Annotated in this window: 13 protein-coding genes; 4 read left to right on the top strand and 9 right to left on the bottom strand. The window is 71.5% G+C overall.

The features are described 5' to 3' along the window. Positions 1-51: 51 nt before the first annotated feature. The gene (locus tag OXS27_RS20330) at positions 52-258 is read right to left on the bottom strand and encodes a hypothetical protein (RefSeq protein ID WP_243924489.1); all 207 of its coding nucleotides are present in this window, start codon (positions 256-258) and stop codon (positions 52-54) included. A 66-nt stretch (positions 259-324) separates the two neighbouring features. Then, positions 325-1,068, bottom strand: coding sequence for a hypothetical protein (locus tag OXS27_RS20325; RefSeq protein WP_243924491.1), 744 nt, complete (start codon positions 1,066-1,068; stop codon positions 325-327). Positions 1,069-1,190: 122 nt separating this feature from the next. Between OXS27_RS20325 and OXS27_RS20320 the strand changes: the two genes are divergently transcribed. Then, positions 1,191-1,442, top strand: coding sequence for a hypothetical protein (locus OXS27_RS20320; RefSeq protein WP_243924492.1), 252 nt, complete (start codon positions 1,191-1,193; stop codon positions 1,440-1,442). Positions 1,443-1,516: 74 nt separating this feature from the next. Here the strand turns inward: OXS27_RS20320 and OXS27_RS20315 are convergent, their stop codons facing one another. Genes OXS27_RS20315 through OXS27_RS20305 form a run of 3 tightly spaced genes read right to left on the bottom strand, consistent with a single transcriptional unit; the run spans position 1,517 to position 3,665 of the window. After that, positions 1,517-2,020 (bottom strand): SRPBCC domain-containing protein, encoded by a 504-nt coding sequence (locus OXS27_RS20315; protein WP_243924493.1) that lies wholly within the window; start codon positions 2,018-2,020, stop codon positions 1,517-1,519. Between the two features lie 54 nt (positions 2,021-2,074). Next, positions 2,075-2,380: a hypothetical protein gene (locus OXS27_RS20310; RefSeq protein WP_243924494.1), complete on the bottom strand. Its 306-nt coding sequence runs from the start codon at positions 2,378-2,380 to the stop codon at positions 2,075-2,077. A gap of 13 nt (positions 2,381-2,393) precedes the next feature. Continuing rightward, positions 2,394-3,665 (bottom strand): Zn-dependent hydrolase, encoded by a 1,272-nt coding sequence (locus OXS27_RS20305; protein WP_243924495.1) that lies wholly within the window; start codon positions 3,663-3,665, stop codon positions 2,394-2,396. 392 nt (positions 3,666-4,057) lie between these two features. Between OXS27_RS20305 and OXS27_RS20300 the strand changes: the two genes are divergently transcribed. Beyond that, positions 4,058-4,609, top strand: a complete 552-nt coding sequence (locus OXS27_RS20300; RefSeq protein ID WP_267358400.1) for a PAS domain-containing protein — start codon at positions 4,058-4,060, stop codon at positions 4,607-4,609. Between the two features lie 8 nt (positions 4,610-4,617). Here OXS27_RS20300 and OXS27_RS20295 read toward each other — a convergent pair whose 3' ends face one another. Together OXS27_RS20295 and OXS27_RS20290 are read right to left on the bottom strand one after the other, a co-directional pair. Further along, a complete protein-coding gene (locus OXS27_RS20295; protein WP_243924497.1) occupies positions 4,618-5,052 on the bottom strand; it encodes a heme-binding protein in 435 nt (144 codons plus the stop codon). Positions 5,053-5,116: 64 nt separating this feature from the next. Continuing rightward, entirely contained in the window at positions 5,117-8,401 is a 3,285-nt protein-coding gene (locus OXS27_RS20290) for a DEAD/DEAH box helicase (protein WP_267358399.1), read from the bottom strand. Between the two features lie 484 nt (positions 8,402-8,885). Here OXS27_RS20290 and OXS27_RS20285 point away from each other — a divergent pair, with 484 nt between their 5' ends. Then, a complete protein-coding gene (locus OXS27_RS20285) occupies positions 8,886-11,729 on the top strand; it encodes a PAS domain-containing protein (RefSeq protein ID WP_267358398.1) in 2,844 nt (947 codons plus the stop codon). A gap of 287 nt (positions 11,730-12,016) precedes the next feature. On the opposite strand, the gene OXS27_RS20280 is transcribed toward OXS27_RS20285, so the two are convergent. Continuing rightward, entirely contained in the window at positions 12,017-13,021 is a 1,005-nt protein-coding gene (locus OXS27_RS20280) for a DUF2891 domain-containing protein (protein ID WP_267358397.1), read from the bottom strand. A 137-nt stretch (positions 13,022-13,158) separates the two neighbouring features. On the opposite strand from OXS27_RS20280, the gene OXS27_RS20275 reads away from it, so the two are divergent. After that, positions 13,159-13,911 carry a CDP-diacylglycerol diphosphatase gene (locus tag OXS27_RS20275; protein WP_243924510.1) on the top strand — a complete coding sequence of 251 codons (753 nt, stop codon included), beginning with the start codon at positions 13,159-13,161 and terminating at the stop codon, positions 13,909-13,911. A gap of 79 nt (positions 13,912-13,990) precedes the next feature. On the opposite strand, the gene OXS27_RS20270 is transcribed toward OXS27_RS20275, so the two are convergent. Then, positions 13,991-14,893 carry a LysR family transcriptional regulator gene (locus tag OXS27_RS20270; protein WP_267358396.1) on the bottom strand — a complete coding sequence of 301 codons (903 nt, stop codon included), beginning with the start codon at positions 14,891-14,893 and terminating at the stop codon, positions 13,991-13,993. Positions 14,894-14,953: the final 60 nt, after the last annotated feature.

Below are 14,953 nucleotides of genomic sequence, written 5' to 3'. Positions count from 1 at the left end.
GGTCCGTGACGATTGGATGACAGCGCTGGACCGGCGCGATGAATCGTCGGATCAGGCGCCGCCCGATCGCCCGTCGTGCCCGATCAGCCGCTCGACCTCGGCCAGCGCGACGGCGCGGGCGGCATGCTCGGAGGCGTGCGGGCGGTACGATCCCCGGACCAGCTTGCCGCGGTCGCGGATCGCCCAGGTGAAGCCGCCCGGGTCATGCCGGCTCGGTCTCACCTCAACCGTGTAGAGATGCCCGCAATTCACACCCATCGATCGAATGTGCGGGAGATCGCGCGGTCGGCACAGGGGGTGCGACCGTGAGCGGCAGCAAACCGGCTATCGAATGTGCCGCTTTCGACCAGGGGCGGGCTGCGCGGGTGCATCCTGAGCAGGCTCCGCGAAACCGGCGACCTTCGTCCCGAACCAGACCACGTGTTTGGGTCCGCTGCCCCGGCCGCTGGCATGGACGCGCTGCTCGTCCACGTCGAAGCCGGAGCGCTGCATCCGGCTCTTGAACTTCCGGTCCGGGGCGCCCGACCAGACGCCCAGGATCCCGCTCGGCCGCAGGGCCCAGCGGGCCCGCTTCAGGCCCCAATTGTCGTAGAGCCGGTCGTTCGACCGGCGCATCAGGCCCTCCGGGCCGTTGTCGACATCGAGCAGGATCGCGTCGTAGCGCTCCGGCCCGGCCTGGATCAGGCGGTTCACGTCGGCCTCCTGCAGGTCGACCCGCGGATCGTCCAGACAGCCGGCGAAGACATGCGCCAGGGGCCCCCGCGCCCAGGCGATCACCGCCGGCACCAGCTCGGCCACCACCACCTGCGCTTCGGGGCCGAGATTCGCCAGCGCCGCGCGCAGGGTGAAGCCCATGCCGAGCCCGCCGATCAGGATCCGGGCTCGCGGCCGATCCACGAGCCGCGCGCAGGTCAGCGCCGCAAGCGCCACCTCGGAACCGCTGCGGCGGTTGTTCATCAGCTCGATCGTGTCGGCCAGGATCGCGAATTCCTCGCCGCGCCGCATCAGCCGCAAGGAGGTGCCACCACCGGGCACGGATCCGGTATCGAGATGAACCCAGGGTATCACGTGCGGCGTCCTCGTCTGGCGCGGGGGTGTCGGGGGGCGCCGGGCGCGGCCTATGCGCGCCGCATGGCCCCCACATGTCGCAGCGGCTTGCCGCAACCAATTCCGGCGGCGTATCAGCACCTATGGCCAAGCGTATCAAGTCGAGACCGCAAGAGCGGGGTTTTGTGATGTTCGATGTCGTCTATACCGACGGCTCCCGGGCCTCGAACCGGCGGGTGCCGATGGAGATCCTGGGCGGCCTGGACGGCGACGAGCCGGCCCGCGAGCTCATCCTCGAACAGGAGGCGGAGATCGCCCTCAAGGCGGGGCGGCCCAGCCGCGAGATCCAGAGCCTGACCCGCTCGCCCATCGTCAAGCCGAAGCCGGTCGAATGACGGGGCGCGCGCTCCGCCGAAGTGGACACCGGTTCGGCGCAAGAGCGCGCACGACGACAAGGGCTTAGCGCCGGTCAGGCCGTCTCGGCCGTCCTGCGGGCGACCTCGTCCTGCAACGCCGCGTTCATCTCTGCGAGCCGGGCCTGCATGCGCCCCTGAAGCCAGGGGAACAGCACGGGGGCGAGCCAGCCAGCGCAGGTCTCCGCTTGCACAAGATCGACGCCCTGCCGGGTCTCGGTGATTCGAACGTCGTGCGTGCCGGTGCTCAGGTGCGGCATCGGCAGGCGCAGAATCGGGATGCCGCCGCGCCAGGTCAGGCGCCGGCCGGGCTCCCAGCAGGTCACCTGCACGCGCACGGTCTGGAACGTGCGGCCGTTCAGGGTCAGTTCCAGGCGCCACTGCGCGCCCGCGCGCCGCTGGCCCGTGGCCTTCCGGATGAACGGGTTCCAGTCCGGATAGGATTCGAGGTCCGTCAGCACCGACCAGACCATCCCGGCCCGGGCGGGAATCGCGATTGTCGTGCTGCTGACCCGGCCGGCCGTCCGGCTCTTGTCGACTGTCCCCTTGCCGACCGTCATGCGTCCCTCCCGCGCCTGCCGTGGAGAACACCCGTGGACGAAGAACGGTGCGGATCAGAGCGCGCCCTCGACCACCTCCAGGGCCCGCAGGACCGCGAAGCCGATCCGCTCGGCCTCGGCCTCCGCGTCGGCACTGGCCGGCAGCAGGGCCACGGTCTCGACCTCCGGCTCATCCTCCGGACCGACCACGATCCGGAAGACCTCGCCCTCCTGCGCCGCCGGATCCCGGATCAGGCCGACCCGGTGGCCGGCCCCCGTACCGAGCACGCGCAGGAACGGCTGACCGGCCTCCTCCGGCCCGGCGGGAGCGGGACGGCGCGGAGCGCCGAAGGCCGGGCGGATGACGTTGTCGTCGGGCATGATGGCCTTTCCCTCAACCGCCCTTGGCCCCGGTGGCCACGCCCGCCGTCGCCAGAACCGCGTCGGCCAGGACCTCCAGACCGGCCCCGGCCCAGTCCGGCGTGATGCTCTCGGCCTCGTTGTGGCTGATGCCGCCGTGACAGGGGCAGAACACCAGGGCCGCGGGGACCGCGCGGGCGCAGTAGACGGCGTCGTGGTAGATCGCCGTCGGCATCCGCGTCCAGGCATGGCCCCGGGACTCGGCGGCGGCCTGGACCCGGTCGACCAGCACGGGATCGAACGGGGTCGGCGGCGCGCGCCAGAAGTCTTCCACGCGGATTGAGACGCCGCGCTCGGCCGCCAGGGCGTCGGCCCGGGCCTGGATCTGGATCCGCATCGCCTCCAGCTGCTCGGTGTCGCCGTGGCGCGTGTCGAGGCTGAACCAGACCCGGCCCGGCGTGATGTTGCGGCTTTCCGGCTCGGCCTTCAGCACGCCCACGGTGGCCCGCCCGCGCTCGCCGCTGGCCGCCACCGCGTCTCGGGCGATGCCTTCGAGAGAAGCGATCAGCGCCGCCGCAGCCATCAGGGCGTCGCGCCGCCCCTCCATCGGGCTGCCGGCATGGGCCTCCTCGCCCTGCACGGTGATCTCGTACCAGATCTGCGCCAGCGCCCGGTCGACCACCCCGATGGTCAGGCCCGCATCCTCCAGGCGCTTGCCCTGCTCGATGTGCAGCTCGAAATAGGCGCCGATCGCCCGCAAATCCGCGGGATCCGCCTCGCCCTGCCAGCCGATGCGGCGCAATTCGTCGCCGAAGGCGTGGCCCGACAGGTCCCGGGTCGCCAGGATGTCCGCCTCCGGGACGATCCCCATGGCGACGCCGCTGCCGCTCATCGGCGGCGGGAAGCGCGAACCCTCCTCGTTGCACCAGTTGATCAGCAGGAGCGGCGCCTCGGTCTCGATCCCGGCCTCCTGCAGGGCGCGCATGATCTCGAGGCCGGCCAGCACGCCGAGCGGTCCGTCGAACTTGCCCCCGGTGGGCTGGGTATCGAGGTGGCTGCCGACCGCCACCGGCTTCAGATCCGGGTTCCGCCCCGGGCGGCGGAAGATCATGTTGCCGATCCGATCGACCGTGAGCGTGAGCCCCGCCGCCTCGCCCCAGCGCTGGAACAGGGCCCGTCCCTCCGCGTCGCGGTCGGTCAGGGTCTGGCGGTCATTGCCACCGTTGGGCAGCGCCCCGATCCGGGCGAGCTCCATCAGGCTGTCCCAGAGCCGGTCGTGCGAGAGCGGGAGATTGATGCGATCCACGATGCGATGCCCCTCTGCCGAAGGCGTCCCGGAGGCGGGAGGTTAGGCCGCGATCCCGATCGGCGCCAGGGACGGGCTGGAGTCAGGCTTTACGATCCGGCAGCCGGTACGGATCGTTGCCGGCCTGCAGCCGGACGGGGGAGTATCGCCGGATGCGGCCGCGCCCGGCAAAACAGTCCAAGGGTCGGCCTTTTGTACACATTCATACATATTGATCTGAAAATACTGCTCCCATTACAAAATTGACCTGTGTTACTTTCTATGACAACTTGGCGCGCACCTCGAAAGCACTCGAGTATCTGACCTGTCCGGACAGCAACGTCGCGGGCGTCCGCCGGAGGGCTGATCCGCTCGCGGAACGATGGCCAGAGCAGACCGGATGAGAGGTTCTCATGCTACTGGCGTCCACGGCGGCTCCAGCCCTGCAGGCTGCGGGATTCATCGGTACCTGGGATACGGATGTTTCAGCCGGTCGATCCGTGCTCGACCTAGGCGCCGCCTCCATACTGGCGGGCAATCCCGGCCTGGTCGGCAAGCCGGTACCCCTCAATGTCGCCCTCGGGCGGATCCACCCGGAGGACCGCGACCCGATCTTCGAGACGATCCAGCACCTTCGGCAGACCGGCGGACCGGTCGCGATCGCGTTCCGCATCTTGACCGGGGCCGGCGAAACGCGTCGGATCCTCAACCAGGGCCATCTGGCGCCCGACGAGACCGGGCGCCTGCAGGGGTGCGGTGCCTATATCGACATCACGGAGTTTCACGGCGGTTGGACGTCACCGCGTAGCGGCATCCCGGAACCGGCAGAGACGCTCGATGCGGCGGCCGATCATTGCATCCAGGCCCATACCGCCCTGGAGCGTCATGGGGACGCTGCCCTGCACATGCTCTCAAGGATGCTGCTGCTCGGGGTCGGACGCGCGCTCGCGCAGCGCGCGTCCTGAGCCGAGCCTTACGTCCGCCAGGGATGGGCCGGCAGTTCGGTTTGGCCGATGGCCTTGGCGCCAGCCTCCGCGACCGTGTGGTCGTTCTCCACCGTGGAGCCGCTGACCCCGATGGCACCCGACATGACGCCGTCGGCATCGACGATCGGGATCCCGCCCGGGAAGGTGATCAGCCCGTCGTTCGAATGCTCGATCCCGTAGAGCGGGCCGCCGGGCTGCGACAGCTGGCCGATCTGGCCGGTCATCATGCCGAAGAACACCGAGGTCTTGGCCTTCTTGTGGGCGATGTCGATCGAGCCGACCCAGGCATCGTCCATGCGGTGGAACGCCTTGAGGTTGCCGCCGGAATCCACCACCGCGATGCACATCTGGGTGCCGAGTTCGATCGCCTTCGCTCGGGCGGCGGCGATCGCCTTATCGGCCTGCTCAATCGTGACGTGCATGGGACACTCCCCTCCGCGGTTTCTACGCGACAGCCTGTGACCGTTTGAAGCGGCCGGCGCAAGCTCAGCTGGCGCGCTCGCGGGCAGTGCGGATGCGATCGAGCAGATCGGACGCCAGCGCCGCGCAGGACGCGGCATCGGGACAGAGCTGTTTCCAGACCACGCGGCCTTCGCGCAGGATGACGCCGTCCGTCACCGGCAGGGCGGGCAGCGGCCGGTCCGGCCTGAGATCGGCCGCCACGCCCTGGGGACCGCCCCGGAGCCGGGCGACGCCCAGCTCGCAGCAGGCCGCGCGCAGCCGTGCGAGGTCAAACAGGGCCAGCATCGGCGCAGGGGCGGCGCCGAACCGGTCCTCGACCTCCCCGGCCAGCGCATCGATCGCCTCGGCCTCGCGCAGGCGCAGGAGCCGCGTGTAGAGGCTGAGGCGGATCTCCGGCTCCGGCACGTAATCCTCGGGGATCCGGCTCGGCAGGCCGAGCTCGATCTCCGGGCTCCAATCCTCGGCGCGCCCACCCTTGGCGGCGGTGAGCGCCAGCTGCAGCAGGTGCTGGTAGAGGCCGAGCCCGACGAGCTTGGCGTGCCCGGCCTGGTCCTCGCCGACGAGGTCGCCGGCCCCGCGCAGGTCGAGGTCCCGGGCGCTGACCGCGAAGCCGGCACCGAGCCGGTCCAGGGCCTCCAGGGCGCGCAGGCGTTGGAGCGCCGCCGGCGGCGGGGGCGCGGCCGGATCGCTCAGCAGGTGGACGGTGCCGCGCCGCTGGCCGCGGCCGACGCGGCCCCGGAGCTGGTGGAGCTGCGCGAGCCCAAATTTCGCGGCCTCCCAGACCAGCATGGTGTTGGCCCGGGGCACATCGAGCCCGCTCTCCACGATGGCGGTGGCGAGCAGCACGTCGCCGTCGCCCTCCGCGAAGCGGACCATGACCTCGTCCATGGCCGACGGCTTCAGGTCCCCGTGGGCCACCAGGATCGAGAGATCCGGCACGAGGGCGCGCAGGCGCTCGGCCATGGGGGCGATGTCCTCGATCCGCGGGCAGACCACGAAGCTCTGGCCGCCCCTGCGATTCTCGCGAACCAGCGCCTCACCCACAGCCTCGGCATCGTAGGGCGCCACGACGGTCCGGACCGGCTGACGCAGGGCCGGGGGCGTGGCGAGCACGCTCAGGCTCTGAAGACCGACGAGCGCCGCCTGAAGCGTGCGCGGGATCGGCGTCGCGGTGAGGGTGAGCACATGGCCGCCTTCGGCGAGACGACGCAGGTCCGCCTTCATCTTGGCGCCGAAGCGCTGCTCCTCGTCGATTACCGTCAGGCCGAGATCGGCGAACTGAACGCCCTTGCCGGCAAGCGCATGGGTGCCGACCACCAGCCGGACCGTGCCGTCGGCGAGCCCCGCCTTGACGCGCTTGGACTCAGCCGGCGCCACGAGGCGGGAGAGCTGCGCGACCTCGATGCCGAACCGGCCGAAGCGGCGGCGCAGGATCTCGGTGTGCTGGCGGGCCAGGACGGTGGTCGGGGCGATGAGCGCCGCCTGCTTGCCGGAGAAGACAGCGGCCGCCAGCGCCCGCAAGGCCACCTCGGTCTTGCCGAAGCCGACATCGCCGCAGACCAGCCGGTCCATCGGCCGGCCAGAGGCGAGGTCCGCCATCAGTTCGTCAATCGCAGCGGACTGATCGGGGGTCGGCGCGAAGCCGAAGCCGGCGGCGAAGCGCTCCATATCCTTGGCCGGGGGCGCCAGGACGGGGGCCGCGGTCTCCCGCCGGGCATGGGCGGCCTCCAGCATGATCCGGGCGGTCCGCGCCATGGTGGCCTCGGCCTCCAGGCGGCGGCGGGGCCACGTGTTGCCGTCAAGCTTGTCGAGGGTGACGGCGTCGGGCTCCGGGCCGTAGCGCCAGATCCGGTCGGCCTGGGACACCGGCACCATCAGGATCGCGTCACCGGCAAAGCGCAAGCGCAGGGCCTCGGAGGCCTCATCGCCCTGGGTCGCCACCGGCTCCAGCCCTTCGAACACACACAGGCCGCGGTCGCGGTCGACCGCGACGTCGCCGGGGCGCAGATCGACCTCGCCCATCGGCAGGATCGCCCGGGCGCCCCCCGTGACCGCGGCCTCCGGCCCGAACAGGTCCGCGGCCGCGATGACGGTCGCGCTCTGGTCGGGTGCCCGGAACCCGGCTCCAAGCGGCGCCTCCAAGGCGAGGACGTCCCCCGGCGCCGCCTTGGCCACATCGGCCCAGGCATCGATCAGGCGGATCGGGCGCTCGGCGATCTTGCCGGTCTGGCGCACGAGGCGTCGCAGCGGCTGGCGGCTGCCCGCCAGGACGATCACGTCGCCGGCCTTCAGCCGCTCGCGCAGCAGCTTGGCGAAGGCGGGGCCCGGCCGACGCTCCCGGGCGAAGGATGGCAGCGTCAGCGGCTCGCCAGCCGCCTCGGTGGCGGCGATCCGGTCATGGGCCGCCACGATGTCGCGCCACGCCTGCGGCGTGAGGTAGAGGCCCGCCCCGGCCTGCCCCCGGCCGCCGAGCCGGCCCCTTGCCTCCTCCATCTGCTCGAACACGGCATCGATCCGGGCCTGCGTGCCGTCCTCGATGACGAGACGCGCTGCAGGCACGTAATCGAGCAAGGTGACGAGGCGCGGGTAGTAGCGCTCGAGCCGGTGCTCCTGGCCGGTGAACGGCTCGAAGCTCTGCCCGGAGCCGGGCTCCAGGACGATCTCGGTCGCGGGATCGATCACGAGTTCGTCCGTCTCGGCCACCGAGCGCTGCGAGATCGCATCGTAGGAGCGGATCGCGGTGACGCGGCCGTCCGCGTGCTCGATCCGGCAGGGGCGCGGCGCCGCGGCCGGAAACACCTCCAGGGTGCGGCCCCGGACAGCGATTTCGCCGGGCTCGTCGACCCGCTCGTCCAGGATGTAGCCGAGGCGCTTGAGGTCGGCCGTCGCCGCCGCGACGTCGAGGGGGTCGCCGACCCGGAGCGTCACGCGGGCCGTCGCCCAGGTCTCCGGCGGGGGCACCCGCTGGATCAGGGCCGGGGCGGTCGTCAGCACGAAGTCGGGCAGCGCGTCCGGGTCGGTCAGCCAGCGCATCAGTGCGGCCCGGGCGCCCATGGTGGCCCGGGACGGCGAGGCATGGTCGAAGGGCAGGCAATCCCATTCGGGGAAGATCGCGACCCGGGCCTCGGGATCGAGCGCCCGGAGTGTCGCGGCCAGCTCCTCCAGGCGGCGTCCGTCCCGGGCGACGTGGACGAGGGGCGCGGCCCCAGCCCCGTAGCCCAGGAGCGCCACCGCCAGGGCACCCGTGGGCATCAGCGGCGCGTCCTCGACGCCCTGCTGCGTGCCCAGCTTCAGCTTGCGATTGGCCATGCCCATCCGAACCCGTGTCCTCGTGCCGCCAACGCAGCGTGGGCCGCCGCGGCTCCCTGGCGCGGCAATCCCGTCCACAGGGCAGGTGTCGCGGATCGGATTCGCGCCGGCCCGGAGGGGCAGGCGACATCGATCCGACAGATCCGGGCGCTACGTCGACCCGGCACCGGGCGGGGAGCGGGGGCGCGAACACGAATTTTTGAACATGGCCCAGCACGATGCCGGCCGACATCCAGCGTCGCCACCGCGAAACGTGAGGGGTGCCGACACAATTTAAGATTGCAAGCCGCAGCGGGGCAGTCGGGCGCAACGAAGTCTCAGACCCGCAGGGTGACAACTGCCGGTCGGGATCCGAACCGTTCGTTCGAGAGCTTACCCGCGCGCTAGCCCTTTGTTGGCCGTATCACCGGAGCTGCGTTGCATGGGCTCACTTGGGAGGGTCGAAGGCGTGGGTTATGACCCCTCCGTGTCGCGGACCCAGACAATGCCCCGCTCGTCGGGTTTCGAGCCCCAGCATCCCCAGCGCCTGGCCGCCCTGCGCGCCTACGCCATCCTCGACACACCCCCGGAACGGGCATTCGACGAGATCGCCGAGATGGCCGCAAAGGCCTGCGGCACGCCGATGGCCCACATCACGTTCATCGACGCCGACCGGCAATGGATCAAGGCCGCGGTGGGCCACGCGCCGCAGGCGATGCCGCTCGATTCCGGGTTCTGCACCGAGGCGCTGCGCGCAGACGGCCTCCTGATCCTGCCTGATGTCGCGGCGGAGCCGGATCGCGCCGGCAATGACCTCGTCACCGGGGAGCCGCACCTGCGCTTCTACGCGGGCGTCGCCCTGGTGACGCCCGATGGCTGGGCCATCGGGACGCTCTGCGTGCTCGATCGGGAGCCGCGCACCCTGACCGACCAGCAGGTCTTCATGCTGAGCGCGCTCGCCCGGGCGGTGATGGCGCAGCTGGAATCCCGCAGCGCCGAGGCCGCGCTACGCCGCAACGAGGAGCGCCACCGCTCGCTGTTCGCCTTCCTCAATGCCGGATTCTGCCTCGTGGAGGTGATCTTCGCGGAGGACGACCGCGCGGTCGATTACCGCTTCCTGGAGGTCAATCCCGTCTTCGAGCACCAGTCCGGCCTGACCGACGTGGTCGGCCGCACGATGCGGGAGCTGGTGCCCGGCCACGAGCAGCACTGGTTCGACCTCTACGGGCAGGTCGTGCGGACCGGGGAGCCGGTCCGGTTCGATCAGCCGATCGCGGGGCTCGGCCGCTGGTGCGACGTGCACGCCTACCGGGTCGACGGGCCGATGCGGAACCGCGTCGCGATCCTGTTCAACGACATCACCGAGCGCCGCCGGAGCGAGATGACCCTCCAGGCGCGGGAGGCCGAGTTGCGCCTCGTCGCGGACGCGATGCCGGTGCTGATCGCCTTCATTGACCGCAACCTCGTCTATCGGTTCGCCAACGCCGCCTACGAGACCTGGACGGGCCAGTCCGCCGCCGATGTGGTGGGGCGGACCGTGACCGACCTCCTCGGCCCCGAAGCCTTCGCGGCGCGGCGCTCCGCCATCGAGCGGGCGCTCGCGGGCCACGAGATCCGGCATGAATGGGCCTGGACCTTCCCGGATGGCGGGAGACGGACCGCCGACACGCGCTACCTCCCCCGCCGCGGGCCGGACGGGCAGGTCGACGGGTTCTACGTGTTCGCCCACGACGTCTCCGAGCGAAAGCAGGTCGAGGACCTGCTCCAGTCGCGGGCGGAGCGCTTGGAGGCGCAGGTCGCCGCGCAGACCCGAGACCGCGACCGGGTCTGGACGCTGTCGCCGGTGCTGAAGCTCGTCTCCGACCGGGACGGGCGGGTCCAGGCGGTGAACCCCTCATGGAGCCGGTCACTCGGCTGGTCAGAGGGGGAGACCCTGGCCCGGTCCGCCCTGGACTTCGTGGCGGAGCCGGAGCGCGAGGCCGCGCGGGCCGCCCTGCGGCCGCTCTGCGAGGATCGCCGGGTCGAGGATGTCGAACTCGCCTGCCTGACCCAGTCCGGGGACCGGCGCCGCGTGCTCTGGACCGTCGTTCCGGAGGACGGGCTGTTCTACGGGTTCGGACGCGACATCACCGAGCAGCGCGAAGCCGAGGAGGCCCTGCGCCAATCGCAGAAGCTCGAGGCGATCGGCCAGCTCACCGGCGGCGTGGCGCACGACTTCAACAACCTGCTGACGATCATCCGCTCCTCCATGGAGTTCCTGCGCCGGCCCGATCTCGCGGAGGAGCGCAGGCGGCGCTACCTCGATGCGGTCTCCGACACGGTCGACCGGGCCGCCAAGCTCACCGGGCAGCTCCTCGCCTTCGCCCGGCGGCAGGCGCTCACGCCGCAGGTGTTCGACATCTGCGCGCGGTTGCGCAGCATCGCCGACATGCTCGATTCGGTGACCGGTGCGCGGATCCGCGTCACCATCGATCTCCCGGAGACGCCCCGCTACGTGCGGGCCGACGAGAGCCAGTTCGAGACGGCCCTGATCAACATGGCGGTCAACGCCCGGGACGCCATGGACGGGGAAGGCGGTCTGACCTTGCGCCTCGACGGCGACTGCCCGATGCCGCCGATCCGGGGCCATGCCGGCGCGCGGGGGCCGTTCGTGGCCGTGCGGGTCACCGATACGGGTACCGGCATCCCGGCCCCGGATCTGGGGCGGATCTTTGAGCCGTTCTTCACCACCAAGGAGGTCGGCAAGGGGACCGGGCTCGGCCTCTCCCAGGTGATCGGTTTCGCCAAGCAGTCGGGCGGCGACATCGACGTGGCGAGCGCGCTGGGCGGCGGGACCACCTTCACCCTCTACCTGCCGCAGATCGCAGCCCCAGCGGCGGCCGCCGAGATCGGCCGCGACGCGCAGCCGGAGACGGAGACGGTGCCGCAGCGGGGCCTGTGCATCCTCGTGGTGGAGGACAATCTCGGGGTCGGCCGCTTCTGCACCCAGATCCTGGAGGATCTGGGCCACGCCCCGGTCTGGACGAAATCCGCCGAGGAGGCGCTGGCCGAGCTCGACAGCACGCCGGATCGCTTCGACGTGGTGTTCTCGGACGTGGTGATGCCCGGCATGGGCGGCTTCGCGCTCGCCCGGCAGTTGCAGACGACGCGGCCCGACCTGCCGGTGGTGCTGACCTCGGGCTACAGCCACATCCTGGCCACGGACGACGCCCACGGCTTCCCCCTGGTGCGCAAGCCGTACGCGGCCGAGCAGCTCGCCCAGGTGCTGTACCAGGCGGCGAAGCGGCGCGGCCCGCCGAAGGCACTCGCGGCGCGACACCTCCCCGCCGAAGGCGCGGCGCAGGAGTGATCGTCCGCACGCGGAGGCAGCGCGGTCCGAGACCGGAAAGCCCCTGTCCACCAAGTCCCGAGACGCAGGATGCTCGGACCGGAACAACGCCGCCCCCTCTCGGGTTGATGCAGTGCAGCACAACGACGGCGTCGTCGTGCGGCTTGCCCATCGTGGGCGTTTCCTCCCAAGACTTCGGACCGTTCTTTGAGGACGGTCCTTTTTTTGGCCTGTCCGAACCAACACGACCTGCGGAGACAGGTACTCAGGGAGCCCTTATCGTTTAGCAGCCGCCCCAAGGACTTGGCTCATGCCTCCAGGGCGAGCAGCGCGAAGGTGGCGAGCCAATGCTCGCCCATGTAGTCGCCCGCCACATGCGGGAGCCCCGCCGCGAGGTGCGCCTCGGCGGCTGCGGTCAGGACCGGCCGGCGGCGATCCTCCGGAGCGAGGGCGGTGGCGAGCGCCCGGAAGCACCACGCCCGGCTGAGGTTCAGCCCATCGAGATGGGCGGTCTTGCCGTCGCTGCGGTCGGTGACGGCGGCCGGGCGGAACAGGGTCACGGGCCGGCTCATCGCGAGATCGGGCAGGAACCGGTCGAACCAGCGTCCGAACCGCTCCGGCGGCAGCAGGCGGCGCATGCACTCGGCCTCGATCAGCGCGGAGGACAGGAAGTCGTCGCCGCCCGGCTCGCCCCAGGCGGGGCACGCTTCGTCCGCCCCGTACCAGCGCTCGGCCTTCTGCAGCAGCAGGGCCCGGAGCGCCGCATCGCCCGCTCCCTCGGCGTAGTCGGCGGCCAAACGCAGTGCGAAGGCGGTGTTGAAATGGGTCCCGACCCGCACCGGATAGGCGGCCAGCGGCAGGAAATCCCGGAACCGCCGGACCACGATCCCGGCGAGCGGCGCGAGCGCCTCGGCCCAGCGGGGCTCGGGCAGGCGGGCGAGTTCGTCGGCGAGCTTCAGCAGCCATGCCCAGCCATAGGGCCGCTCGAAGCCCCGGGCCGTCGGCCGACCGAGATAGGCGCATTCCCCGGCGACCTTTTCGGGGGTGAGCTGCGCATCGAAATGGGCGCGGATCGCCCCGGCCTGCGCGCCGTCCGGGAACAGGCCCAGCACGCGGGCGAGCAGCCACGTTCCGTGGACGCAGGAGTGCCAATCGTAGCTGCCATGGAAGACCGGGTGCAGCGCGGCAGGGGTGCGCGCATCCCCCGGCCCTTCCAGGACATGGCCCGGCTTGTTCGGGTATTCCTGGGTCACGTGGCCGAGGGCGACGCCGGCGAAGCGGGCGGCGATCTCCGGGGTAAGGGCGGGCGCCATCGGGGTCTCCGGGTTCGGGACGGGCCGGCATAGCCGCTCCGAAGCCTGCCGTCAGGACATCGGGCCGCTTTGCCGGCGCACGGTCGGATCGGCTATCGATGCCCCGGGCCGCGCCGCCGGCCGCACCGGAAGCCTCCATGCGCCGCGCGCTGCTCGCCGTCCTGGCCACCCTCATGTTCCCCGTGCCGGTCTCGGCCGCGCCCGATCCGAGCCGGGACGTGTTGTGGGCGGCGCTGAAGACCTGCGTGCTGGCCAAGCGGCTCGCCAACCGGACCTTTCCGTGCCTCTCGGTGGATCTCGGCGACGGGGAGCGGCCGGGCACGGCGGTCCTGCGGGCGCCCGGAGAGCCGACCCACAGCGTCGTCATGCCGACCGACACCGTGGCGGGCCTGGAGGCGCCGGTGCTGCGGGGCCCGCGCGGGGCCGCCTACTGGCGGGCGGCGCTCGCGGCGCGCCCCTTCGTGTCGGACGCGTTCAAGGGGAAGCTGTCGCCCGATGCGGTGGGGCTGGCGGTCAATTCGGCCCGGGGCCGCAGCCAGGACCAGCTCCACATCCACGTCGACTGCCTGCGGCCGAGCGTGCTGGCAGCCCTGAAGGCCCATGGCCGCCAGATCCAGCGGCGCTGGAGCCGTTTCCCGGTGCCGCTCGCGGGCGACCGCTACTACGCCCTGCGCGTGCCAGAGGCGGAGGCGGCGCGGTTCAACCCGTTCGCAGTCCTGCACACTCTGCCGGGCGCCCGGCCCGACCTGCACCGGACGAGTTTTGCGGCGTTGGCGACACCGCCGGGCGATCCCGAGCCGGGCTACATCCTGCTGGCCTACCGGGCTCCGAGCGCCAGCGCCGAGGACGTGATGGACCACAGCTGCACGGTCGCGGACCGGGGCGCCTGAGCGATCCTCAGCCGGTCTTCGGTGGCGCTTTGCACGGAGGGGCGCCTGCCGGCCGAGACTGAGTTGGAACGCGACTCGATCAGGACGCGATCGGCGGCGGCAGCGCCTCCAGCAGCTGGCGCAGGAACGCCCGCACGGCCCGGGGCAGCCGCCGCTCGCGCATGGCCTGGACCTGAATGCCCCGCACGAGATGCGCCCGGGCGAGGATCGGGAGGCTCACCAGCTCGTTGAGCCGCAGAGGCGTCTGCACCGAGAGCGCCGACATCAGCGCCAGCCCGCGCGAGCGCCGCACGAAGGGCAGCAGCGTCGAGAGGGTGTTGGCGGTCAGAACCGGCTCGACCGCGATGCCCTCCTGCGCGCAGGCGGCATCGAAGGCCTGCCGCAGGGTCGTGTCCCGGGTCGTCAGCGCGACCGGATACGCCGCCAGATCGGCCAGCCGCAGGGCCGCCGCGCCCGCCAGGGGATGGTTGGCGGCGGCGAGCACCCGCATCTCGACCTGCCCGTCATACAGCACCTCCACCTGCGCGGTGGGCGCGAGCGCGAAGGTGATCCCGAGATCGGCCTCCCCCACCGCCACCGTCTGGGTCACCAGTGCGGGCGGTAGGACCGTCACCTCGAAGCGGATGCCCGGATGGTCCGCGTGGAAGGCCGCGATGGCGTTCGGCACGATATCGAGGGCGAAGCCTTCGGCGCTCGCCACCCGAATCAGACCCCGGGCGAGCCCTTCGAGCTCGCGGATCTCCGTGACCACCTGCTCGGCGCGGATCAGCACCTGATGGGCGTGCTGGGCCAGCAACTCGCCCGCCGGACTCGGCACCATGCCGCGCGGGCGCCGCTCGAACAGGACGCAGTCGAGCTCGGCCTCGAGGTTGCCGATCTGCCGGCTGATCGCCGAGGCCGCGACGTTCAGCTGCGCGGAGGCCGCAGCAATCGAGCCGGTGCGGGCCACGGCCAGGAAGTAGCGAAGGCCCGTCGTTTGCACTATCGTACCTCGATACGACTATACCACCACGTCCGTTGCCGATTTGGCAAGGCAGCACTC

It is taken from the genome of Methylobacterium sp. GC_Met_3 (assembly GCF_026540775.1).
Lineage (GTDB): Bacteria > Pseudomonadota > Alphaproteobacteria > Rhizobiales > Beijerinckiaceae > Methylobacterium.
Note: the sequence above shows the minus strand (reverse complement) of the source record. Positions and strands in the feature narration are given on the sequence as shown.